Genomic DNA, 23,140 nt, shown 5'->3' with positions numbered 1-23,140 from the left:
TTCACCAGGAATCATTTGTAGAATGCAATTGACGTCCTGCCAGACGGCAGGTCTCTATCTGCCTTGCACACAAAAATTCAGACACTCCCTCTATTGGCGTTGCCCCTGTGCGGGGCGGCACCTACTTTTCTTTGTCCTTGCCAAAGAAAAGTAGGCAAAAGAAAGGCGCCGAAAACTCCGCTCTTCCGGGTGTGTCGCTACCGGGGAATGGCACCCCATGAAGTGTCGGCCTCGCACTTCACGCAGCATGGGTCCGCGCGCGATCTGATTCCCCGCGCAGCACACTTCGTGACAAAGCACTCATTCATCCCGCTCCACGCTACGCGTGTCGCCGTAGGGCATAACCTGCACGCACACGCACACGCACACGCACACGCACACGCACACGCACACGCACACGCACATGCACATGCACATGCATGTCAGTGACGTAGGCACTGCAGTTCGCTGACTGCTTCAAGTGGATCTGGATGCGGCTCAAATGCGGACGAATCTTGTGGCGCGACCCATCCACGACGCACGTGGTGCGGAGTGGGGTGGATGAGCCCTGTGTCACGGACGGTACTGTGCGGGAGACGGTCTCGTGCGCGGACCGATGCCGCTTGAAGTGTGATGACGACACTTCATGGGTTGCCATTCCCCGGTAGCGACACAACCGGAAGAGCAGACTTTTCGGCGCCTTTCTTTTGCCTACTTTTCTTTGGCAAGGACAAAGAAAAGTAGGTGCCGCCCCGCACAGGGGCAACGCCAATAGACCGACATGACCACAAGGAAAGGCCAAAAAAACCCGAACAACAAAAAAAAAGCAAAAATCAGAAAAACAAAAAAAACCTAAACCCGATACCCAACCCTCACCCCACCCCAATGCCGCCCGGCAACAAGAACGGGCGCCGACGCATCTTTCATCAGCACAAACTTCCCACCGCCCATATCCCGCCGATAAGTCTGCAAAAGAAACCGCTTGGTACTCGAGCCAGCAGCCAGCCCCGTCCGGTCATTAAACATCCGCCGGTTACGGCAATTAGCAGCATTCCACACCGGATCCGAACCTTGAGGCTGCGAAAACTTCAGATTATGCGTAGGCAGATAACCCCGCACATCGACAGCCGCACAAAACGCGACGCGCTCATCGAGCTTGAGCAACGGCTCCTGAATCGCCGGTAAAACCCGATCGGTAAACGCAGTGAACCGCGTCATGAACTGCGGCGGATTCGTGCCGGGAACCGGCACATAGGTCTCATCGAACAGATCGGCCATCGTGATCTCGCCGCGCGCAAGCGCCGCTTCGAAAACCTTGCTCACCTTCGCCGCTGCATCCTCGACGGCTTCGATAAACCGCGTGTCGGCCGTCTCCACGCCCGTCGCGGCCGTCAGTTCGATCAGCGTCTCCGATACGCCCAGCAGATTCCCGAGCCTGTCCTTCGCCTGCACGAAGTTCTCGCTCGAATCCTCGACGCCACTCGCCATCTCCAGCACCTGCGCCTCAAGCCCGTGGCACTGTGTCTCGATCTCGCCCGTCAACGTCGCAATCTGCCCAGCTTCGGCGTTCAGCTGCGTGATCGCCTCGCCCGTCGAATGCACCACGTCGCCAATCATCCGCGTGCCTTCCCGCACTCGATGCGCGCGCGCCGTGTTAACCGAGCCCTCTGAAATCAGCTGTTCGGTCTGTTGCGTCAATTGCGCGAGCGTCGTCTCGATCTGACCGGTGGCCTGCGCCGTCTTCGCCGACAGGTTCTTCACCTCCGCCGCCACTACCGCGAAGCTCTTGCCGGATTCGCCTGCGCGGGCCGCTTCGATCGCGGCATTCAGGGCGAGCAGATGCGTCTGGCGCGCGATCAGCGAAATCTCCTCGGAGACACTGCTCACGTGTGCAAGAGCAGCCCGCAGCGCGTCGATCTGGCTCTCGATGACCGTCACGCCCTCCACCAGCCCGTGGATATCCGCCAGCGAAGCCTCCAGCGTCTGCTGCGATTCCTGCACGCCCGTCGCGGCGTCGGCGGTGACTGTGCGCATCCCGCGCGCAGCCGCGGCGATCCGCTGGTTGCCCTGCATCGTCAGCGCGGCAGATTCGCGCAGCGCACGGCACACCTGCGCCTGACGTTGAACACGCGCGGCGACTTCCTCGACATGTCCCGAGACGTCGCAGATCTCGATGCCCAGTTTGCCCGCCTGCGTCGCAATATCGCCGACCACCGAGCGCGACCGGCCCATCCGGCGAAAGCTGAACCCCGTCATTGATGTCTCCATGTTGGCGCGGTCACGTGGTCAAGCCGGGCGGGCAACCCGCGCGGATGCCGCTTCTTCTTCCCTGCGTTTACGGCACGCTTTCGCTCGACTTGATACGGACTATCCCTCGGTCGATATCATGGCGTCTTCGGCGTCGCGATCGTCGTCCATGACGCGACTGCCACCATTCAACTTCCTGCTCACCATGATCGAGGTTCTTTTTAGCGTTGCCGGCTGGCAGCAGCTCGTGCAGTTGTGGGAGCTGATCGTGCTGGTCTGCAAGTTCCTGTGGGGTCTGCTGCTTCTGCTCGGCGGCGGCTGAAAGTGGCTCGTCAGGCATTCGCCGGCGATCTCGGGTAACGTGGAGCGCGTCACAACGATATGGACAGGATCCGTCGATGAGTCAGGACTCCACCCAGCGTTTCACCAGCCGCGTCGCCGACTACGTGAAGTACCGCCCGAGCTATCCGCAAGACGTCCTCACGTTTCTGCACACCACCTGCGGTCTCGCGAGGGGCGCAAAGGTCGCCGACATCGGCGCGGGCACGGGCATCTCGGCGAAGCTCTTTCTGGACGCGGGCCACTCCGTTGTCGCCGTCGAACCGAACGAAGCGATGCGCAACGCGGCCGTCGCGTGGCTGTCGGGGTTCGATGGCTTCACGAGCGTCGCCGGCACTGCCGAAGCAACGACACTCGATGATGCCAGCGTCGATCTCGTCATCGCCGCGCAGGCGTTCCACTGGTTCGATCCGGCGACCGCCCGTCGGGAATTCGCGCGCATCCTGAAGCCGGGCGGACTCGTCGCGCTGTTCTGGAACAGTCGCGTGCTGAGCGGCACGGACTTTCTCGTCGGGTATGAAGCACTGCTGAAGCGCTACGGCGTCGACTACTCGGAAGTGTCGGAGCGATACGGCGACGATGCGTCGATGTCCGCGTGGTTCGGCGACGGCTTCGCGCACAAGGCGACGTTTCCCAATGCGCAGATGCTGGACTTCGACGGGCTGAAAGGGCGGCTGATGTCGTCGTCGTATGCGCCTAAAGCGGGGCATCCGAATCATGAGCCGATGCTCGCCGCATTACGCGATCTGTTCGACCGCACCAGGGAAAACGGGACGGTCGAATTTGCGTATGAAACACGTCTGTACGTTGGGGAAGCGTCGAATCGGTAAAGGAAGAGGGCGCATCTGGCCGTCTGCACCGACGGTGCTGGATCAGGATGACGTCGAGTGCACTGACGTAACCTGCGCGCCGGGAAACGCCTGCAGGCGCGGTTGTGATGGCGCAGCACGAAACCGCGCACTGAGCGAACCGACATCGAACGGAAGCTGAAGGCGCGCCAACGCCAACGCAAAAAAACAGGCTCCAGAATGAAGGAGCCTGTTTTTTGTTCTACCGTGCGCTACGAGATGCGCCGCAGAGGGTCAGGTATCGCTCCAGCCTCCACCGCCGGAGTCGTCACTGCTACCCGTATCGACGCCGCCACCACCGCCGTCGCTCCAGTCGTTCGAGCCTTGCCCGAAATCGACGTCGCCGCCGCCGGCTCGACGGCGCGCTTCGTCGGGATCGACCAGCACGTCGCGTTCGATGATGCGATCCCGGCCACCAGAGTTCAGCACCTGGCCGAGCAGCACACCGGTCAGCAGACCGCCCATGCCGCCGCCGAATCCGCCGCCTTGCTGGACGATCACCGGCGGCTGTTGCTGCGGCACCGGTTGCTGCGGATATGGGTAGGGCGCCTGCGGCTGACGACCGAAGCGCTCGTCGGCCTCGCGCGCATACGCCGATTCGCCGCTGCCGAGCGGGCCAGGACCATACGCGGCCGCGCCCGACGCATTCGGATCGGGACGGCCTTCCGCGCGCGCCTTCAGGCTTTCGACCTGACGTTCGAGATCGTCGAGCTGATACGGCGGCACCGGGTTCTGGCTGCCGGACAATGTTTCGACCAGCTGTCGCAGCTGTGTTTCGGCGCCTTCCACTTCCTTCTCCAGCGCCTCGTGTCCGGGCACCGTAGAAAGCTTCACATCGAGCTTCAGCGAACGCACAGCGTTGAGCAGTTCGGTCGCGCGCTTCAACTGCACGCGACGATCGTCGTCGGAGCGGGAATCGTCCTTCGCGCGCGCGCGCTTCAATGTCCAGCGCAGCACGAACGCGATTCCCGCGACGAGAAGCGCAAGGCCGACCCACAGGCCGATCGAAGGTCCATGACGTTGCGGAACCGCGGGCGACATACCCGGTTGCATCGTCGTCGACTGCTGGATCTGCGCGGCCGGCGCAGCCTGCTGCGCGAACGGCGTGTTCGCGCGATTCGTTTGCGTTGCGCCCGCGCGGGCCGCGTCGCTGCGAATGCGCGCTTCCGTCTGCACGAAGCGCGACGGATCGGTGAACCGCACTTGCGGATCGAGCGTTTTGGCCTGCTGGATCTGCGCGAGCGCGTCGGCGTAACGGCCTTCGCGGTCAAGCACCTGCGCGTACAGATAGTGCGCGCGCGCATTGTTCGGATGCGCCTGCAACACCTGCGTCAGGCCGGCGTCGGCCTGCTGCCAGTTACCCTGCTGCATGGCGGTTTCAATCTGCGTTGCTGTCGGCAGCGCGAAGGCTGCGCCTGACACCAGCATCAACGACATGAACGCCGCTGCAAAAAATCTTTTCATGATGCGGACCGGGCGACTTCACGCCCGTCTCCATGGCAATCGATATCAGATGCAACGTAACGCATCAGTCAAGGTGCGGATCGGCGATGATCGAACCTGACCGATGAACGCGCCGCACCGGACCGGCGACTTACTGCTGTCCCGGCGTGTTCAACTGCTTCTTCAATGCTTCAAGGCGATCTTCCACCGAAGGGCCGCGATTCAGTTCCGCGAGCTTGTCGTCGAGCGCCTTGCCGCTTTTCACGTCGGCGGAATTCAGGCGGGCGTCGGAACGTGCATTCGACAGCGCGACCTTATCTTCCAGCTTCTGGAAATCTTCGGAAAGATTCTTGCCGCCGATGCCACCGAGTGCCGTCGCCGCGACATCTTTCGCCTGTGCGATCTGCTGCTTCGCCTGCAGGATGTTCGAGCGCGCGTTCAGGTCGTTACGACGCTGACGCATTTCGTCGATCTGCTGTTTCAGTTGATCGACCGATGGTTCGAGCGTCGACAGTTCGGAAGCCAGTGCGTCGCGTTCGGCCTCAGCCGTCGCCTGCGCGCCGAGCGCTTCGCGGGCGAGCGCTTCGTCGCCGGACTGCAGCGCGCGCTTCGCGCCGTCTTCGTATTTCTTCGCCTTGTCGGCGGCGACGTCGCGCTTGCTTTGCTGCGTTGCGACCTGCGCCTGGATCTCGATTTGTGAGTTCTCCGCTTTCGCGATGCTGTCGTCGAGTTCCCGCACGATCTGGCGCGAATCGCGCGAAGGATCCTGCACGGAATCAGCCGCGTCGTTCAGGAGACCTTTGAGCGTGCGCGAGACGGTGTCAAATAGCGACATGAATACCTCCGTAGATTGAATTCGGCGCTGGGAAATCCGGGCGCATTTAACTGACAGCTTACGCCGCTGCGCGCTTCATTGCGCAGGCGACCGGTCCTGACATCGGGCCGATTCCGCGAATTGCAATGGCTGCGTTTTCGATCGCGCCACTGCCGTGGATTAACTGTCACGAAAAGTGCGAAGGCTGCTCCAGTCGCTCGCGGATATTACACCACGGCATGTCTTAAAACGGACTTAAGGTCGCGTTTCACAAAGGTTTCAAAACGCAGTCTGTTTACCGCGTTTCTACCCGTGTTTCAGTGGTGTGGGAAAAGTCATTCCGGATGGATCCGGCAGAGATCGGGCCGCAGCCGGCGGCCCGATGGGCGACGATGCCAGTTACGCAAAACGGCCGTCCGTGGCCGGGTCGCCGTGAGGATTGCTATCGGCGTCGTGCTCCGCGTCGATGCGCGACCGGGGCCGCAGTGCATCGCTCGCGCCAGGCGGATGTGCTGCGAGCGAAGCGGCTTTTGCCGCCGCCACGCGCGCAACGGCTTCGGCTGCGTTGCGCATTTCTTCTTCAGTTGCGGTCGCGGGGTCGAACGCGGGCGAATCCGGCAGGTCTTCCGCGGGTGCGTGCGTTCCGTCGATGGGCGTGGCGTCCGCATGAGACGGCGCGTGCGCGGCGTCGACATGACCGGCTTGACCGACAGCGCCCGGCGCCGGCTTCACAGGCACGAGCCCGGGCGGTAACGCCGCGGGTTCCGCTGGATGCGTGTGGCGCGTGCCGCGCGCAGCCTTGCGCAATGCCTCGTTCAGCGCGTCCGGTTCGCGTGGCGCGCGTAGCCGGTCGACGATGCTGGCCGCTTTCACCTGCTCGCTGGTCGCGCCGAAGTTCAATACGGCACGCCGCATCAGTTCGCTGACGCTGATGCCGAGTCCTTCGGCGGTCGAGGCGATCGCGCGTTTCTGCGCGGGCGTGACGAATACGACAATGCGTTCGCTAGGCTTGTTCATGGTCGGCTCGCGTGCGTTTTACGCGTTTATGCGTCTGACGGCTGGTTATGGCGGGCGGCCGCCCCGAAAAACCGGAGCGACAAGCCCATCATAAGGCGACTCGCGCGGATGCGAAATGGGCATCGCAGCAACAGCACACTGGCAAAACAACAACACCCCAACACAAAGACAGGGACAAAACCGTGCGCCGCGCGAAAAGGCCGTGACTTCAATGAGTTGTAGCCTTTCCAGCGCTATTGTCCACAGACCTTTGCACATTTTGTGTGGATAACCGCGCTTACGCTGACAAAAGGCCTGCAACATCTTGCGGGGAACCATCCGCAGGGAATTCTTACAAAAAAATCGGCTTGGCCGCTGCCCGATTTCTTTAAAATGCGCTGTTACGTTGCGCCGGCTGTTGTCTGCCGTGCGCTGTGCGACCGCCGGGGGTGTTGGGTCGCACGGGAGCGTCCGCCTGTTTTCGTTCTTTCGTATGGGGCGATGCGGCGCTTTTTCGCCAGCATGTAAACCCGTCGGTGTGGCCAGCGCAGTGTTGCGCAGCCCGCCACGACCATGATCCGTGCGCACGCAGGGCGTGCGCAGAAGGCGTGCAGCCAGGCGCTAACCATTCCAGTCATGCCAATTATCAAACGACCGCCTTCAAGTTATCCGGCCGACGACCGGAATCCCAACCGCCGCAACGCCGGCTCCCATTCAGACCGCTACGACGCCCGTGACGACGCGCCACCCGGCCGCGCGTTCGGCGCGACCATCGCAATCTGGTTTGCGGGACTGATTGCCATCGCGGCTGTTGTCGGTGCGCTGATCGTGGGTTATGCGCTCGTCGTGATGGGGCCGCAACTGCCGTCGCTTGACGCGCTCACGGACTACCGCCCGAAGGTGCCATTGCGCGTCTATACGGCGGATCACGTGCTGATCGGCGAATTCGGTGAAGAGCGCCGCAGCATTGTGCGTTTCGCCGATATCCCCGACCAGATGAAGAAAGCGGTCCTCGCGATCGAGGATTACCGCTTCTACGAACACGGTGGTGTCGACTTCGTCGGCATTCTTCGCGCGGGTCTGACGGACCTGATGCATGGCGGCAGTTCGCAGGGCGCGAGCACGATCACGATGCAGGTCGCGCGCAACTTCTTTCTATCGAGCGAGAAGACCTACACGCGCAAGATCTACGAAATGATGCTGGCGTACAAGATCGAGCGCGCGCTGACGAAAGATCAGATCCTCGAGGTATACATGAACCAGATCTATCTGGGCGAGCGCGCTTACGGCTTCGCAGCCGCTGCGCGCGTGTACTTCGGTAAGGACCTGAAAGACATCACGCTGGGGGAGGCCGCGATGCTGGCCGGCCTGCCGAAAGCGCCGTCGGCGTACAACCCGGTTGTCAATCCGAAGCGCGCGAAGATCCGTCAGGAATACATCCTGAAGCGCATGCTCGATCTGAACTACATCACGCAGGCGCAGTACGACCAGGCCGTGAAGGAAGAGATTCACGCGAAGGTGTCAGGCAACGAATACAGCGTGCATGCCGAATACGTCGCGGAAATGGTGCGGCAGATGATGTACGCGCAGTATCGCGACGAAACGTACACGCGCGGCCTGAACGTCACGACGACAATCGATTCCGCCGACCAGGACGCCGCCTACCAGGCCGTGCGCAAGGGCGTGATGGACTACGAACGTCGTCACGGCTATCGCGGGCCCGAAGCCTTCATCGAGTTGCCGTCGGATAGCGACGACCGCGATCAGGCCATCGACGATGCGCTTGCCGATCATCCTGACAATGGCGAAATCGTCGCGGCTGTCGTGACCGCGGCGACGCCGAAGGAAGTGAAGGCGCAGTTCGTCGACGGCACGGTCGCGACCGTCAACGGCGACGGGCTGAAGTTCGCCGCCGCTGCACTGAGCCCGCGTGCGACGCAGGCGCAACGTATCAGGCCCGGTTCGATCGTGCGCCTCGTCGCCGATGCGAAGGGCAACTGGCAGATCACGCAGCTGCCGCAGGTCGAAGGCGCGCTGGTCGCGCTCACGCCGCAGGACGGCGCGATCCGTTCGCTCGTCGGTGGCTTCGACTTCAACAAGAACAAGTTTAACCACGTCACGCAGGCATGGCGGCAACCTGGCTCGAGCTTCAAGCCGTTCATCTATTCGGCATCGCTCGAAAAGGGCCTCGGACCGGCGACCATCATCAACGATGCGCCGCTGTCGTTCCCGCCGTCGACACCCGGCGGCGACGCATGGGAGCCCAAGGACGACGACCAGCCGGACGGCCCGATGCCCATGCGGCTCGCGCTGCAGAAATCGAAGAATCTGGTGTCGATCCGCATCCTGTCGTTTATCGGCACGAAATACGCGCAGGACTTCGTTACGCAACGCTTTGGCTTCGACGTCGACAAGACGCCACCGTATCTGCCGCTCGCGCTCGGCGCCGGTCTCGTGACGCCGCTGCAGTCGGCGGGCGCCTACTCGGTGTTCGCGAACGGCGGCTACCGGATCAATCCCTATCTGATCGCCGAAGTCACCGATGCACGCGGCCAGCCGATTTCACGTGCGCAACCGCTGACGGCTGGACGCGATGCGCCGCGCACGATCGAGCCGCGCAACGCGTACATCATGAACAGTCTGCTGCACTCGGTCGCCACCGCCGGCACGGGCGCGGGCACGAACGTGCTGCATCGTTCGGACCTGCAGGGCAAGACCGGTACGACGAACGATGCGAAGGACGGCTGGTTCGCCGGCTATCAGAAGTCGCTGGTCGCGGTGGCGTGGATGGGTTACGACCAGCCGAAGACGCTCGGTAGCCGCGAATTCGGCGCGCAGCTGGCGTTGCCGATCTGGGTCGAGTACATGCAGCGCGCGCTGCGCGGCGTGCCGCAGGAAGAGCCGCCGATGCCCGATACCGTGGCCCAGATCGACGGCGAACTGTTCTATTCGGACATGACGCCGGGCAGCGGCTTCGTCGCGAGCATCGGCATGGATGCGGCGAATCCGCTCGCCGGTGGAATGAATGTGGTGGGTGGCGTGGGGCCGGCGGGCCTGACGCCGCCGGATGTTTCGTCGAACGAAAAAAAGCAGATCATGGACCTGTTCGAATCGAACAAGCCGTGACGCAAATACCAACGACGTAAGGCGCATCCGGACCGTTCTGGAGTTCGGTGCGCCGGCAGACTATAATCTGCACGTTTAAATAAGTTTCTTTCCTGCCCCGCGATTACGGCGGGGCAATTTTTCCCGCAACAGGCGCAGCGCTTCACCTGGTTTCAGGCGCGCGCGATGCAGGTCCGTTCTGGCCGTCGGTGTGTCCGCTTTCCCGCGCGACGCGTTTTCGCCACATACGCATCACTAACGGGTACTCCCTTGAAGAATCGCATTCTCCTCTGTCTCGCGACAGGTTTGCTGCGCGCGCTCGCGTGGCTGCCGTACGGCGCCGTCGCGCGCTTCGGGGTGGGACTTGGCTCGCTGCTGTATCGCATTCCCAGTTCGCGCCGGCGCGTCGTCCACACGAATCTGAAGCTGTGTTTCCCCGACATGAGCGACGCCGAGCGCGAGCGTCTTGCGCGCGCCCACTTTCGTCACGTGATCCGAAGTTTTGTGGAGCGTGGCATGCAGTGGTTTGGCAATGCGAAGTCGCTGGCGCGGCTTGTCGAAGTGGAGAGCGCCATCGATCTCTCCGAAGTACACGCCCGCCCGACGATCTTCGTCGGCTTCCATTTTGTCGGCATCGAGGCAGGCTGCATGATGTACTCGACGCGGCATCCAGTTGCGTCGCTCTATACACCGATGTCGAACGCGCTGTTCGATGCGATGGCGCTGCGTCAGCGGGCCCGTTTCGGCACGGAGATGATCCCGCGCAGCAACAGCGTGCGTCATGCGTTGCGCGTGCTGCGTGCGGGCAAGCCCGTGATGCTTGCCGCCGACATGGATTTCGGTCTGCGTGATTCTGTATTCGTGCCGTTCTTCGGCGTCGAGGCGTGCACGTTGACGTCGGTCTCGCGACTGGCGAAGGCGGGCAATGCGCGCGTCGTGCCGTTCGTTACCGAAGTGCTGCCCGAATATCGCGGCTACCGGCTGAAGATATTCGAGGCGCTGAGCGACTTTCCGTCCGATGACCCCGCGATCGACGCGCGTCGTATTACGGCGTTTCTTGAGACGCAGGTGCGCCGCATTCCGGATCAGTACTACTGGGTCCACAAACGGTTCAAGCATCGCCCGGCGGGCGAGCCCGCGGTGTACTGACGCGCGAGGCGCGATATCGTTGCAGCGGACGAAAGCGTCGTGCGATCAGCGAGTTACGCGCACTGTCAGAACGTTATCAACAGGCCTTTCAACATTATCTGTGGATAAGCGAAGCGCGTGAGCTTCGCACCACGCGATGGATGCCAGCGGGGATCGCGCTGCACGATCCTGATCCGCCCGTCGCAATCCTTTTCCGCTCAGGCACTTGACGCGTTCGCCCCTGGCTTATCAACAGCCCTGTCAACAGAAACTGTGGATAACCTGCGCGGTTCGATCCGTCCTCAGCGACACGCAAACCATCGACGCGACACATTTCGCGCCGCGGGACAAATTCGTTGCACACTCAACGTGTTATCGCGCCTGTCAGATAGTTCTCCACAGGCTCATCAACAAAAACTGGGGATAACCGCTGCGCGCGATCAGTTGCGCGCAACGCCATCCGTTCCCGGCTTCGCCTCCGGCAGCGGATTCCCCATCGCCTGAAACAGCGCGGCCGTATCGCTCAACCGCGCGCCGGTATAGCGGATCTCATCGAGCTGCGCATTACGGAACTGCTGCTCGCCCGAACGGGCAGCCGACACCGGCACCGCGCCGAGTCTGTACCGCGCCGACGTTTCATCGAACACACCATGCGCCGAGCGCGCCGCGAAGTTCGCCGCATCGAGCGACTGCGCATCGTGTTCGAGTGCGGCAAGCGTATCGGCGACGTTCTGGAACGCCGCCAGCACGGTCTGCTTGTACTGCGCGGTGGCGGCATCATACGAATCCACCGCCGCACGACGCTGCGCGAGCAATGCACCGCCGTGGAAGATCGGTTGCGACAGCGACGCACCGATGCTCCAGATCGCGCCCGCGCCCGATAGCGCCACCGGCCAGCTAAAGCCGCCCTGGCCCATCGATGCCGTCAGCGACAGGCTCGGAAACATCTGCGCGGTCGCGACGCCGACATCGGCAGCGGCGGCCTTCAACGCAGCATCCGCCGCCTGAATATCCGGTCTCGACTTCAGGAGATCCGAAGGCACCGAAACGGGCACCTGTTCGGGCACGTGAATGTGCGCGAGATCGAGATCGGGCGGCGCCGCGTCGGGCGTTCGACCGAGCAGCACAGCGAGCGCGTGCCGCGTCGTCGTCCACTGCTGGCGCAATCCCGGCAGACTCGCCGCGAGCGACGCCGCGCTTTGCTGCGCATTGAGCGCATCGCTGTGTGAGACCGCGCCGAGATCATAGCGACGCACCGTATCGCGCGCCTGGTCGTTCGCGAGCGAGACAAGGCGCTCGGTGGCGTCGATCTGCGCGTGCAATGTCGCGGATGCGATCGCCGCCGACACGATATTGGCCGCAAGCGCCCGACGTGCCGCGTCGAACTGATACGCCTGCACATTCACGCGCGAGGCAAGCGCGGCGTTTTCGAGTCGCGCCGCGCCAAAGATATCGAACGTGTAATGCGCCTGCACCTGACCGACAAACGTGTTGTACAGGAACGTGTTCGGCCCGGCTTCCGGAATCGCCAGCGCGCGTTGGCGCGCCGCCTGGCCGCCTGCATCGATCGTCGGCAGCAGTGAACTGCCGATCTGCGCGCGCAACTGTTCGCGCGCTGCAGCGAGACTGCGGTCGGTGGCCGCGAGCGTTGGGCTGTTGCGCAAGCCTTCGTCGACGAGCGCGTTCAGATCGTCCGACTGAAACTGCTTCCACCATTCGGGCACCGCTTTCGCGCCCACGACAAACTGCTGCGTGACGCCTTGTGCAGGCACGGTTTGCGTCGGCTGCGCTTCGGCGCCGTAATGCGCTGGCGACGGCATCGCGGGCGGATCGCCGTTCGGCCCGAACGAGCAGGCCGCGAGGACGAACAGCGTCAACACAGCGCCGGACGTGACCCTGAGACTGCGCGTGGAAAAAACATGACTCATGATCAGACTCCCGTTTGCGCAGACGAGGGCGGCGTCGGCTCGCGCTCGTCCTTGCGCACCCTGAACGACACCGCGTAGAGCGCCGGCAGGTAGAACAGCGTGAGCACGGTCGCGCTCGTGATACCGCCCATCAACGCGGTCGCCATCGGCCCGAAGAAGTTCGAGCGCAAGAGCGGAATCAGCGCGAGCACGGCGGCCGCCGCCGTCAACGTAATCGGCCGGAAGCGGCGCACGGTTGCGCCGACGATCGCATCGAAGCGCTTGTAACCCGCGGCGATATCCTGCTCGATCTGATCGACGAGAATCACCGAGTTACGCATGATGATGCCGAACATCGCGATCACGCCGAGCATCGCGACGAATCCGAACGGCTGGCCAAACAGCAGCAGCGTCGCGACCACGCCGATCAGGCCGAGCGGCGCCGTCAGCACGACCATCAGTACGCGGCCGATGCTCTGCAACTGGATCATCAGCAGCGTCAGAACAGCGATGATCATGATCGGCATCTGCGCGTTGATCGACGTTTGTCCCTTGGCACTTTCTTCCACCGAGCCGCCCACTTCGATTCGATAACCGACCGGCAATGTTGCCCGGATCTGCGCAAGCGATCTGTCGACGCTGTTCGTCACGTCGATGCCCTGCGCACCGGCGGCTACGTCGGACTGCACGGTGATCGTCGGCTGCCGGTCGCGTTCCCAGATCACACCGTACTCAAGGTCGTTGCGCAGATGACCGAGCGTGCCGAGCGGCACCGCGCCGTTCGGCGTCGGCATCGCGAGCGTGAGGAGGTTCGCAGGGTCGACGCGTTCGCTCTTCGGCGCGCGCAGGTCGACGCTGATCAGCTTGTCGCGTTCGCGATATTGCGTGACGGTGTAACCGGAGAGCGTCATCGCGAGGAAGCTCGAAATGTCTTCTGATGCGACGCCGAGTTCGCGCGCCTTTTTCTGGTCGACTTCGAAACGTACCGAGCGCTCGGCCGGTTCGTCCCAGTCGAACTGGACGTTGCTTGCGCGGTGATCGGCGCGCATCGTCGCCGCGACGCGTTCGGCGATTGAGCGCACGGTCGCAATATCGTCGCCGCTGACGCGGAACTGCACCGGATAGCCCACCGGCGGCCCATTTTCGAGGCGTGACAGACGCGTGCGGATCGCCGGAAACTCGTTGCGCAGTTTAGGTTCCAGCCACTGCGCGAGCTTCTCGCGGTCTTTCACCGATTTCGCCGTGATCACGAACTGCGCGAAATTCGGCAGTTGCAGTTGCTGGTCGAGCGGCAGATAAAAACGCGGCGCGCCGGTGCCGACGAAGTCGACGGTGTGATCGATTTCCGGCCGGCCTTCGAGTGCCTTTTCGAGGCGCTGCGCCTGGCGCAAGGTTGCCTCGAACGACGCGCCTTCAGGCAGGCGCACGTCGACGAGCAGTTCCGGCCGGTCCGAACTCGGGAAGAACTGTTGCGGCACGAGCGTAAAGCCGGCGAGGGCGACGATGAACAGCAGCACGGTGATGATAAGCACGATGAAGCGCCGCTCGACGCACCAGCCGATCCAGCCACGCAGGCGTCCATAGAAGCGCGTGTCGTAAATGTCGTGTTCGTGATCGTGCGCCTCGTGTGCCTGACGCTTGCGCTCGGGCAGCATGTGATAGCCGAGCATCGGAATCAGCACGACGGCCGCGAGCCACGAAGCGATCAGCGCAATCGCCGATACTTCGAAGATCGAACGCGTGTATTCGCCGGTGCTCGATTTCGCGAGCGCGATCGGCAGAAAACCGGAGACTGTGACGAGCGTGCCCGTCAGCATCGGAAACGCTGTGCTGGTGTAGGCGAACGCAGCGGCACGCGTGCGGCTCCAGCCCTGTTCCAGTTTCACGGACATCATCTCGACGGCGATGATTGCGTCGTCGACAAGCAGGCCGAGTGCGAGCACGAGCGTGCCGAGCGACACCTTGTGCAGGCCGATATCGAACAGATACATGCACAGCGCGGTGACGGCGAGCACGACCGGAATCGAGATCACGACCACCATCCCAGTGCGTACGCCGAGCGAGATCAGGCTTACCACGAGCACGATCGCGATGGCTTCGGCGACGGCTTCCAGGAAGTCGTCGACCGAACGGGCGACCGCGTGCGGCATGCTCGACACTTCGACGAGATTCAGACCCGCCGGCAGATGCGCGCGCAGCATGGCGACCCTTTCGTCGAGCGCCTTGCCGAGGCGGATCACGTCGCCGCCGGGATCCATCGTCACACCGATGCCGAGCACCGCGTTGCCGGCGAAGCGCATCTGCGTCGCAACGGGATCGTCGTAGCCGCGTTTGATGGTCGCGATATCGCCGAGACGGAATGAGCGGTTGTTGATCCGGATCAGCGTGTCGGCGAGTGCGTTCACGTCCTTGAACTGGCCCGTCGGACGCACGAAGACGCGGTCGTCGGTGGTGGTCAGCGTGCCGGCCTGCGACACCGCGTTCTGCGAGTTGATCGCCTGTGCAAGCTGCTGCGGCGAGATGCCAAGACGCGTCAGCTGCGTGTTCGCGATCTCGATGTAGATGTGCTGGTCGGGATCGCCGAAATAGTCGATCTTGCCGACGCCCGGCACGCGCAATAGCACGGTGCGCAGTTCGTCGGCGTAGTCATGCAGTTGCGCGGCCGAAAAGCCGTCGCCTTCGAGCGTGTAGATGTTGGTGTAGACGTCGCCGAATTCGTCGTTGAAGAACGGCCCCTGCACACCTTGTGGCAGCGTCGCGGCGATGTCGCCGACTTTCTTGCGCACCTGATACCAGGTTTGCGGCACGTCCTTCACGGGCGCGGAATCCTTCATCGAGAAAAACATCAGCGATTCGCCAGGGCGCGAATAGCTGCGCACGAAATCGATCGCGGGCGTCTCCTGCAGCTTGCGGCCGATGCGGTCGGTAATCTGCTCCTGCATCTGGCGTGCGGTCGCGCCCGGCCAGAACGTGCGGATCACCATCACGCGGAACGTGAACGGCGGGTCTTCCGACTGCGCGAGCCGCGTGTAAGCGAGGATGCCGAAGGCGGTCGCCATCGCGATCAGAAATACGACGAGCGCCTGATGCCGCAGTGCCCAGGCGGACAGATTGAAACGGCCTTCCTCGCTGCGATGATTGTCCGGTTGCGCGTCGTCCTGACGCGCGTTTTCCTGCGATTGCGGTGCGGTCATGACGCGAAGTCCTCGGGATGCAGCGGCGCCATCACGCGGACCTGTTCACCGGCGGTCACCGTATGAACGCCTTGCAATACGACGCGGTCGCCGTCGTTCAATCCCTGCGAAACGGCGATCGTGCGTTCGTTATAGCGCGCGACCTGCACGCGACGCAGTTCGAGCTTGTCGTCGCCGGCACGCACGATCCACAGCGCGGGCGCGTTGCCGTCGTGGAAGAGTGCGGTGGCGGGCACGATGAACGAACTCGCGGCGCTCGCTGCGGAGGTGTGCTGCATGAGCGCGATATCGGCGGTCATGCCGAGACGGACATCGGGACCGGCGTTGTCGAGCGTGAGTTTCGCGCGATACGTGCGGCTTTGCGGATCGGCAGCCGGCGAGAGTTCCCGCACGCGCGCCGTAAAGGTTCGACCGGGCAAGGCGGACAACGTGACCTTCGCGACCTGTCCGACGGTGAGCGCGGCGAGCGTGCCTTCCGGCACATCGCACACCACGTCGACATCGCCCGTCCACGCGAGATTGTAGACGGCCTGACCCGCCGATACGTTCTGCCCCGTATCCGCCTGTTCCGCGGTGATGACGCCTGCGTGATCGGCTTCCAGCGTCGCGTACTGCAACTGGTCTTTCGCGAGCGCGGCCTGCTGCTGCGCCTGGTCGCGCTGGGCGATCGCCGACGCGTATGAATCTTCCGTCTGTTCGAGCTGGGCCTGCGAGATGAGGTTGTCGCGCGCCTGGGCGCGATCGCGGTCGAACTGCTGCCTGGCGTAGACGGCGCGCGATTTCGCGGCGTCGAGTTGCGCCTGCGCGCTTGCGGCGTTTTTCTGCGCGTCGGCCGGATCGAGGCGGGCGACGATTTCGCCGTTCTTCACCGTATCGCCGAGCCGCACGCGCCGCTCGATGATCTTGCCCGCGATACGAAACGACAGCGGCGTGGAGTAGCGCGCCTGCACTTCGCCGGGCAGCGTGGCGGCTACCGGCTGACCGTCCGGATGAACAGCTTGAGCTACGACCGGACGCGGCGAGGGCGCGGCGGCCTCCTTGCGATGACAGGCGCTCAGCACCGTCAGGACGCTCAACACTGCGACGAGAGCAGCGGTGCGCAACGGCGCGACACCTGCGTGCTGGCGGGACTGCCTGCGCGGCAAAACTGACGCGCTAAAACCAGGACGATTCACGATAACCCCAAAAACTGACGTGGCGAACAGGACGGCAAACAGGGACTGCGAACGGGTCCGACAGGCGGCAGCGGCGGCCAGCGGGCGCGGATCAAAAACGTGATGCAAGACGCTTGCTTCAGATTACGGTATGGATTCTAATACACACCTGTATCTGAATGCAAAGCAGAATCGGATCAATCTGAATGTTAGACTCCGCCGATGAAACGAAAACGCCTCACTCGCGAGCAGAGCAAAGACCAGACGCGCGAACGTCTCTTCGACGCTGCGCTCGTCATGTTCATGAAGAAGGGATTTGTCGCGACGAGCGTCGAGGACATCGCCGGCGCGGCGGGTTATACGCGCGGCGCGTTCTATTCGAACTTTCGCAGCAAGCCGGAGCTGTTCCTCGAATTGCTGAGACGCGATCACGAGCAGATGCAGGCGGATCTGCAAAGCATCTTCGAAGGGGAGTCGACGCGCGAGGGCATGGAAAAGCGCGTGCTGACCTTCTATAGCCGTCTGCCGTTCGACAACAAGTGCTTCCTGCTATGGGTGGAGGCGAAGCTGCTGTCGGCGCGCGACGCCCGTTTCCGCACGAAATTCAATGAATTCATGCGTGAGAAGCGGGAGCAGATGGCGGCGTACATCGTGGAATTTTCGGCACGCGCCGGCACGCCGCTGTCCCTTCCGGCTGAAACGCTGACCCTGGGCCTCTTTGGTCTGTGCGATGGCGTGCAGTCTTTCTATACGGCCGATCCGCACATTACCGACCAGATGGTCAAAACGGTGCTGTCAGAGTTTTTTGCGCGGGTCGTGTTCGGTCGCGGCGCGGACGAACTGCTTTAACCGGCGGCCTGCTTCTGCCGCTGCAGGCGCTTCCAGCTTTTCCGGCGTTTGCGGTGATCAGCTTCCGAGGCCCGGCCCGTAGTTGCTGCCGATCAGCTTTGTCACGGACGTGATATCGGTGTAATCCTGCTCGGGCAGGCCGTCGAGCATCGACAGCACTTCATTGCTTGCGCCGGCTTCGCGCGCGGCGTCGACGAGCGAGTCCTTGTTGGCGGGATATGAAATGGCTCGCAGGATGTCGGAAATCTGCAGATCGATCGATTCGCCGGGAATAGGAGTGCCGGTCATGCGCGAGGTCCTTGTTCTACGTACGTTGCTGCTGCGTGCATGGGTTTGAAACGCTCCGGCGGCGCCGGTCGCGCTGTGCCCGACGCGTTCAGGGGAAAATTCGGGTGAATCAATTCGTGCCGCTGACCGCTCAGGTCTGCAGATGCTCATCCCTGGCGACAAAACCGCGGTCGAGGTGCTTCGACTTCGGCAGCGCGATGAATTCCCAGCGCTGCGTCTTGCGATCGTTCATGACGGCGACGTCCGGCGCTGCCGGGGCGACCGGCGCCTCTTCCGCTTTCAGCGTCGCCTGAGTGGGGCTTTGATTACGACCGGATGCCGTGCTTTCGTATGCCGTGTGAACGGGCGCAGCAAAACACGACGCCGACAGCGTCACCATGGTCAACAGCGTCGAGATTTTCATCGCCCGAGCTCCTTTGCTCTTGCAGCGCTGAGGCTGCAGCAAGCGCTGTGCCAATGCGTCATCCCGCAGCGTGACACCCGCCTGGCGCGGACCGCGAAAGCGGGCGCCATCTACCATCTTAGGTCGCAAATCGACCGGACGCCGCAGCAAAAACGACAAGGCCGCGTCAATGCGATGGTGAGATTTGCAATTTTCGCAGCCAGCTGTGGTTCCGTCGCGAACGATCGTGCCGCGTTGATGTTGCAACGCAGTATTTTCTGCTGCCGGATGGCGATGCGACGACGTTAAAGCGACGACCTATCCGCGTTCAGACAACGCGCTATCGCAGCACATCGAACTGCGTCCACGGCCACGACGGCCGGTCGTGCATGTAGCCGTTCAGCCAGTTCCATTGCGGGTGGCGCTTCATGAAAGCCTGCGCGTCGAACGGGCGGCCGCACGGATGACCCCAGCGGGCCCAGAACGCCATCTCGCGCGCCATTTCGCTGTCGACCACCTTGCCGTCGTTCGCGCCCCACGGGTTGAACGGGCCGTGATCGGAGCCGCCAAAGCGCTGGTCGTCGAGTTCCAGATGGCCGCAGATCGTGCGAGAGCACGGGTTGTCGCTGCGATCGAGGTAGACGTCATGATGGTCGGCGATCATTTCTTTCGCGACGTCGATATCGATCTTGCCGTGATGCTGCTCGGCCAGTTGCATGAAGCGCAGGCGCCGCGCGCCGTTCCTGCGCACGTCGGTGTAATCCTCGCCTTCGCCGACGCATTCCTGATTGCGGATCTTCAGGTCGGTCGCGGTGTTGTAGCCGCTGTAGAAGCCGTTCTTCGTGCGCTCGAAGCCCGAAAAGTGCAGGCCGAGTTCGTAACGGGCGATCTCGCCCGTCTTGACGTCGCCGAGCAGCCAGCTGTTCGCGTAGCCGCCGTTGTTCGCGACCGCGAATATCTCGCACCATTCGCCGATGCTGTTCGCGTACTGCGTCGCGCGCCGCGAGCGGTAGAACTCGGGCGCGCCGGCCGCGTTGTAGCCGGCAAAGTTGGAGATGGTCGTCTCCGTCACCATCAGGCCGGCGGACGTGACCCAGAAATCCGTCAGGCTCGAAATGCAGCCGGGCAACCCCTGCATCAGGATGCGGTGGCCAGAATCGGGGACGATGTCGAACACGACGTTGAACGCGTCGCCTGCGGCGTAGCGGTCCCACGAGTTGTGCGCCATGACGATGCGACCGTCGCGCGTCGCGTCGCCGGTGGCGATGAAGGCGCTGCAGTGGTGGCCGCGGCGTCCGCGCCATGGCTTCAGGCCGAGACGCGGCTGCTGCTGGGCCACGTGCGCCGGCCACCAGCTTTGCAGCAGATCCATGTAGCCGTTCCATGCCAGCACGTCGGCGAACGGCAGCTTCGCGCCGTCGGCGATGCCCTGGATTTCGTCGGCGAATTCGGTGTCGAGGCGCGGCGCGAATTGCGAGACGGCGGCATTGACGAACGTGTCGAAGTCTTCGCCGGTGTCCCACTTCGCGAGATAGCGGGCCGTGCTGATCGCATGCTGGATCTCGGCCGCGAGAAGCTGGCCGTGCTGTTCGCCACGGTCGTACGGTTCGCCTTCGATATGCACGAAAATCCAGCCGGCATGATCGCGGCGGACTGCGTCGCCTGAAGGGTCGCTCATCTTCGCTCCGGGTCGAAAAGACGGTCACGTGGGGTCACGCTTTCGTCTGCGCTCAACCGGAGAGCGCGGCTCGGCGTGCTGCGTGGCCCGTTTTCAATTCTAGAACCCTAACGCGCCGGATTCATCCGGAAATATGCATCGAGCAGCGACGTCTTGTACACGACGCCCGCGAGCGTCGGACACGCGGCGCTTTCGATCACCGGCAGCCGCTCGCCCTGAAACGCCATGAAATGCTGCAGTGCGACGCCGAGCGGCATATCGGGCGTCAGCACGTCGAAATGCGGCTGCAGATAATGCGCGGCGGTGCGCGTCGAGGTGTCGTGTTTGTCCAGCAGGTCGGAGGTGATGTCCTTTAGCGCGACGACGCCCAGAAAGCACGCCTTGTCGTCGACCACGTACAGATATTTCACCGGATATTCGAGGAACACGCGCGTCATGTCCTGCACGGTCGCGGTCAGCGGCACGATCGTCTCGGCGGGTTTGATCAGCTCGCGCATCTGCGTTGCACGCAGGCGCATGCGTTCCTGTTCCTCGCGGTTGCGCACCAGCGTGATCTCGTACATCGACGTCTTGCCGATCGCGCGCGACACGAAATACGCAACCACGCACGACAGCATCAGCGGCAACACGACCTGATAGCTCAGCGTCATCTCGAAGATCATCAGGATCGCCATCAGCGGCGCCTGCGTCGCGCCCGCGAGGAACGCGCCCATGCCGACCATCGCATACGCGAACGGTGCCGACGTGCCGTGCGGCCACAACGCGTGCATGCCGAGGCCAAACAGCGAGCCGAGCACGGCGCCGACAAACAGCGTCGGCGTAAAGATCCCGCCGACGGCGCCCGAGCCCGCCGTCGCGGCCGTCGCGACGAGCTTGAAGATGAGCACGAAGATCAGGGCGGTCCACGTCCACGGCGAATGCAGGATCGAGTTCACGACGCTGTAGCCGTTGCCCCATACATCCGGCGACCACACCGACAGAACGCCGACGACCAGCCCGCCGAGCGCGAGCTTGACCGGCAACGGCAGTGGCATTTTGCGAAAGCTCGCCTTGGACAGATCGAGCAGCCGCAGGAACTGCGGCGCGGCCGCGCCACACAGGAGGCCGAGCGCGACGAAGAGCAGCACCTCGACGCCCGTTACCGGCGGGAACACGGGCATCTCGTACGGCGGCTTGTAGCCGGCGAATTCGCGCATCGTGATGTTCGCGACCACCGAGGCGACCACCACCGGCCCGAAGCTTTCCATCGCGATCGAGCCGAGTACGATCTCGGTCACAAAAAACGCGCCGGCGATCGGCGCGTTATAGGCGGACGTGATACCCGCGGCCGCTCCGCAGGCGACCAGCAGGCGCAGACGCGGCGGGTCGAAATGCACCCAGCGGCCGATCAGCGAAGCGCAGAGCGCTGCGAGCTGCACCATCGGACCTTCACGGCCGATCGAGCCGCCGCTTGCAATCGTGAACAGCGACGACACGCTGCGCCACAGGCTCAGCCGCACCGGCACGATGCCATCGCCGATCGCGACGGCTTCCATGTAGTCGGTATGACTTTTTTTATCGGCGCCCCGACGCGCGACCAGCAGAAAGAAGCCGGCGATCAGACCGCCCGCCGCCGGCAACCAGATCCGCACGGTCCACGGCAGCCGTTGCGCCATTTCGACGATGCCACTTGCGCTGCCGGAAATCGCGAACTGAAGGAGCGCGATGCCTTCGCGAAACGCGACTGTCGCAAACGCGCCGGCGACGCCGACGATCACCGACCACACCAGCATCGTATGGTCGTCGGACAGGCGGAACAGTGTCTGGGCGCGCGTGCGCAGCTTCAGCAGGAATGAAAGCACGAAAGAAACAGGGTAGAGAAGAGGTTGGAGGGCGCGCGCCAGCATAGCAGCACGCGTGTTGTGTGAGTCGCGTTCAACGCACGGCCTTGTCGAGTTCCGGGTAGTGCCGGAAGACGCACGCTTCGTTGTGCGGAATGCGTCGGTCCGACTCGAGATACGCCGCGAGTTTCGGCCGCGCGATGACTGCGTCATGCAATGCGGCGAGCCGCGGCCAGTGCTCGCCGAAATGCTTCATCGCGAGCGGGAACGCGTAGTACAGACCGTCGATCAGCTGGAACATGGACAGATCGACGTACGTCAGCGCACTGCCGACAAGCCAGGCGTCGCCATCAGGGTTCTGCTTCAGCACGCGCTCGAAGTATTTCATGAACTTCGGAAGGCGATTGTCGATGAAATCGTGCGCGCGTACCCTGGCGGCATCTTTCTGGTCTTCGTAATACAGGCCGGTGGCGAGCGGATGATGCGTGTCATGCACTTCGGTGACCATATCGGCGATGGTCAGCTGCAGGCCGTTCACGACGTAGCGCAGCGCTTCGTCATCGGGCGTGAGGCCGAGTCTGGGGCCGAGGTAAAGCAGGATGTTGGCGGTCTGCGCGATGACGAGATCGCCGTCCTTCAGGAACGGTGGTGCAAACGGCGGATGCGGCTCGCTTTTGCTCCTGAGCACGTTCATCATCGCGCCGGTGCCCAAACCGTCGCTGTCCGGCTCGCGGGTCACTTCGATATAGTCGGCGCCGGCTTCCTCCAATGCCAGCCGCACGAATTCGCCGCGGCCTTGCAGGCCGTCCCAGTAAAAGAGTTCATAGGCCATCGATCGATCCTCGCTCGGGTTGTGAGTTCGACTGCGCGAGCAGAAAGTATGCCGCGCCGGCGCGCGATGTTGTTGCTGTTTAGGCGCTCTTTGAGCGGTCGACAGAAACCTGCACGTGAGCGCGATCGGGCAGCCAT

The 23,140-nt window shown here is 63.1% G+C and carries 17 protein-coding genes; 5 read left to right on the top strand and 12 right to left on the bottom strand.

Translation table 11 applies throughout. The features are described from left to right. Positions 1 to 831: 831 nt before the first annotated feature. Positions 832 to 2,235: a methyl-accepting chemotaxis protein gene (locus P3T21_RS26515; protein WP_429258936.1), complete on the bottom strand. Its 1,404-nt coding sequence runs from the start codon at positions 2,233 to 2,235 to the stop codon at positions 832 to 834. Between the two features lie 160 nt (positions 2,236 to 2,395). On the opposite strand from P3T21_RS26515, the gene P3T21_RS26510 reads away from it, so the two are divergent. Together P3T21_RS26510 and P3T21_RS26505 are read left to right on the top strand one after the other, a co-directional pair. Continuing rightward, positions 2,396 to 2,548: a hypothetical protein gene (locus P3T21_RS26510; protein WP_429258935.1), complete on the top strand. Its 153-nt coding sequence runs from the start codon at positions 2,396 to 2,398 to the stop codon at positions 2,546 to 2,548. A 76-nt stretch (positions 2,549 to 2,624) separates the two neighbouring features. Continuing rightward, positions 2,625 to 3,395, top strand: coding sequence for a class I SAM-dependent methyltransferase (locus tag P3T21_RS26505; protein ID WP_429258934.1), 771 nt, complete (start codon positions 2,625 to 2,627; stop codon positions 3,393 to 3,395). A 252-nt stretch (positions 3,396 to 3,647) separates the two neighbouring features. Here the strand turns inward: P3T21_RS26505 and P3T21_RS26500 are convergent, their stop codons facing one another. The 3 genes from P3T21_RS26500 to P3T21_RS26490 form a co-directional block, all read right to left on the bottom strand. Then, complete coding sequence (locus P3T21_RS26500; RefSeq protein WP_429258933.1) at positions 3,648 to 4,877, bottom strand: tetratricopeptide repeat protein; 1,230 nt, start codon at positions 4,875 to 4,877, stop codon at positions 3,648 to 3,650. A gap of 130 nt (positions 4,878 to 5,007) precedes the next feature. Continuing rightward, the gene (locus P3T21_RS26495) at positions 5,008 to 5,691 is read right to left on the bottom strand and encodes a PspA/IM30 family protein (RefSeq protein ID WP_429258932.1); all 684 of its coding nucleotides are present in this window, start codon (positions 5,689 to 5,691) and stop codon (positions 5,008 to 5,010) included. Positions 5,692 to 6,069: 378 nt separating this feature from the next. Then, a complete protein-coding gene (locus P3T21_RS26490) occupies positions 6,070 to 6,687 on the bottom strand; it encodes a plasmid mobilization protein (protein WP_429258931.1) in 618 nt (205 codons plus the stop codon). Between the two features lie 615 nt (positions 6,688 to 7,302). Here P3T21_RS26490 and P3T21_RS26485 point away from each other — a divergent pair. Further along, the gene (locus P3T21_RS26485) at positions 7,303 to 9,792 is read left to right on the top strand and encodes a penicillin-binding protein 1A (protein ID WP_429258930.1); all 2,490 of its coding nucleotides are present in this window, start codon (positions 7,303 to 7,305) and stop codon (positions 9,790 to 9,792) included. 249 nt (positions 9,793 to 10,041) lie between these two features. Continuing rightward, positions 10,042 to 10,920 (top strand): lipid A biosynthesis lauroyl acyltransferase, encoded by an 879-nt coding sequence (locus tag P3T21_RS26480; RefSeq protein WP_429258929.1) that lies wholly within the window; start codon positions 10,042 to 10,044, stop codon positions 10,918 to 10,920. 419 nt (positions 10,921 to 11,339) lie between these two features. Here P3T21_RS26480 and P3T21_RS26475 read toward each other — a convergent pair whose 3' ends face one another. The 3 genes from P3T21_RS26475 to P3T21_RS26465 are packed head-to-tail and all read right to left on the bottom strand — an operon-like array spanning position 11,340 to position 17,103. Further along, the gene (locus tag P3T21_RS26475; protein ID WP_429258928.1) at positions 11,340 to 12,827 is read right to left on the bottom strand and encodes an efflux transporter outer membrane subunit; all 1,488 of its coding nucleotides are present in this window, start codon (positions 12,825 to 12,827) and stop codon (positions 11,340 to 11,342) included. Positions 12,828 to 12,829: 2 nt separating this feature from the next. Then, entirely contained in the window at positions 12,830 to 16,000 is a 3,171-nt protein-coding gene (locus P3T21_RS26470; RefSeq protein ID WP_429258927.1) for an efflux RND transporter permease subunit, read from the bottom strand. After that, positions 15,997 to 17,103 carry an efflux RND transporter periplasmic adaptor subunit gene (locus P3T21_RS26465; RefSeq protein ID WP_429258926.1) on the bottom strand — a complete coding sequence of 369 codons (1,107 nt, stop codon included), beginning with the start codon at positions 17,101 to 17,103 and terminating at the stop codon, positions 15,997 to 15,999. Before P3T21_RS26465 ends, P3T21_RS26470 begins: the two co-directional genes overlap by 4 nt. Positions 17,104 to 17,376: 273 nt before the next feature. Here P3T21_RS26465 and P3T21_RS26460 point away from each other — a divergent pair, with 273 nt between their 5' ends. After that, positions 17,377 to 18,003, top strand: a complete 627-nt coding sequence (locus P3T21_RS26460; protein WP_429258925.1) for a TetR/AcrR family transcriptional regulator — start codon at positions 17,377 to 17,379, stop codon at positions 18,001 to 18,003. Between the two features lie 57 nt (positions 18,004 to 18,060). Here P3T21_RS26460 and P3T21_RS26455 read toward each other — a convergent pair whose 3' ends face one another. The 5 genes from P3T21_RS26455 to P3T21_RS26435 all read right to left on the bottom strand — a co-directional run bounded on the left by P3T21_RS26455 (position 18,061) and on the right by P3T21_RS26435 (position 23,003). Next, entirely contained in the window at positions 18,061 to 18,291 is a 231-nt protein-coding gene (locus P3T21_RS26455) for a DUF2795 domain-containing protein (protein ID WP_429258924.1), read from the bottom strand. 130 nt (positions 18,292 to 18,421) lie between these two features. Next, complete coding sequence (locus P3T21_RS26450) at positions 18,422 to 18,694, bottom strand: hypothetical protein (protein WP_429258942.1); 273 nt, start codon at positions 18,692 to 18,694, stop codon at positions 18,422 to 18,424. A 319-nt stretch (positions 18,695 to 19,013) separates the two neighbouring features. Beyond that, positions 19,014 to 20,351, bottom strand: a complete 1,338-nt coding sequence (locus P3T21_RS26445; protein ID WP_429258923.1) for a C45 family autoproteolytic acyltransferase/hydolase — start codon at positions 20,349 to 20,351, stop codon at positions 19,014 to 19,016. A 107-nt stretch (positions 20,352 to 20,458) separates the two neighbouring features. Further along, a complete protein-coding gene (locus tag P3T21_RS26440; RefSeq protein ID WP_429258922.1) occupies positions 20,459 to 22,192 on the bottom strand; it encodes a ClcB-like voltage-gated chloride channel protein in 1,734 nt (577 codons plus the stop codon). Positions 22,193 to 22,265: 73 nt separating this feature from the next. Further along, the gene (locus P3T21_RS26435) at positions 22,266 to 23,003 is read right to left on the bottom strand and encodes a glutathione S-transferase (protein WP_429258921.1); all 738 of its coding nucleotides are present in this window, start codon (positions 23,001 to 23,003) and stop codon (positions 22,266 to 22,268) included. Positions 23,004 to 23,140: the final 137 nt, after the last annotated feature.

This window comes from Paraburkholderia sp. GAS334, from assembly GCF_050436625.1.
GTDB lineage: Bacteria > Pseudomonadota > Gammaproteobacteria > Burkholderiales > Burkholderiaceae > Paraburkholderia.
Note: the sequence above shows the minus strand (reverse complement) of the source record. Positions and strands in the feature narration are given on the sequence as shown.

What these genes read in the sequence shown, in the direction of transcription:
- P3T21_RS26515 (WP_429258936.1), bottom strand. Translation starts at nt 2,235, where the DNA reads ATGACGGGGTTCAGCTTTCGCCGGATGGGCCGGTCGCGCTCGGTGGTC.
- P3T21_RS26510 (WP_429258935.1), top strand. Translation starts at nt 2,396, where the DNA reads ATGACGCGACTGCCACCATTCAACTTCCTGCTCACCATGATCGAGGTT.
- P3T21_RS26505 (WP_429258934.1), top strand. Translation starts at nt 2,625, where the DNA reads ATGAGTCAGGACTCCACCCAGCGTTTCACCAGCCGCGTCGCCGACTAC.
- P3T21_RS26500 (WP_429258933.1), bottom strand. Translation starts at nt 4,877, where the DNA reads ATGAAAAGATTTTTTGCAGCGGCGTTCATGTCGTTGATGCTGGTGTCA.
- P3T21_RS26495 (WP_429258932.1), bottom strand. Translation starts at nt 5,691, where the DNA reads ATGTCGCTATTTGACACCGTCTCGCGCACGCTCAAAGGTCTCCTGAAC.
- P3T21_RS26490 (WP_429258931.1), bottom strand. Translation starts at nt 6,687, where the DNA reads ATGAACAAGCCTAGCGAACGCATTGTCGTATTCGTCACGCCCGCGCAG.
- P3T21_RS26485 (WP_429258930.1), top strand. Translation starts at nt 7,303, where the DNA reads ATGCCAATTATCAAACGACCGCCTTCAAGTTATCCGGCCGACGACCGG.
- P3T21_RS26475 (WP_429258928.1), bottom strand. Translation starts at nt 12,827, where the DNA reads ATGAGTCATGTTTTTTCCACGCGCAGTCTCAGGGTCACGTCCGGCGCT.
- P3T21_RS26470 (WP_429258927.1), bottom strand. Translation starts at nt 16,000, where the DNA reads ATGACCGCACCGCAATCGCAGGAAAACGCGCGTCAGGACGACGCGCAA.
- P3T21_RS26460 (WP_429258925.1), top strand. Translation starts at nt 17,377, where the DNA reads ATGAAACGAAAACGCCTCACTCGCGAGCAGAGCAAAGACCAGACGCGC.
- P3T21_RS26455 (WP_429258924.1), bottom strand. Translation starts at nt 18,291, where the DNA reads ATGACCGGCACTCCTATTCCCGGCGAATCGATCGATCTGCAGATTTCC.
- P3T21_RS26450 (WP_429258942.1), bottom strand. Translation starts at nt 18,694, where the DNA reads ATGAAAATCTCGACGCTGTTGACCATGGTGACGCTGTCGGCGTCGTGT.
- P3T21_RS26445 (WP_429258923.1), bottom strand. Translation starts at nt 20,351, where the DNA reads ATGAGCGACCCTTCAGGCGACGCAGTCCGCCGCGATCATGCCGGCTGG.
- P3T21_RS26435 (WP_429258921.1), bottom strand. Translation starts at nt 23,003, where the DNA reads ATGGCCTATGAACTCTTTTACTGGGACGGCCTGCAAGGCCGCGGCGAA.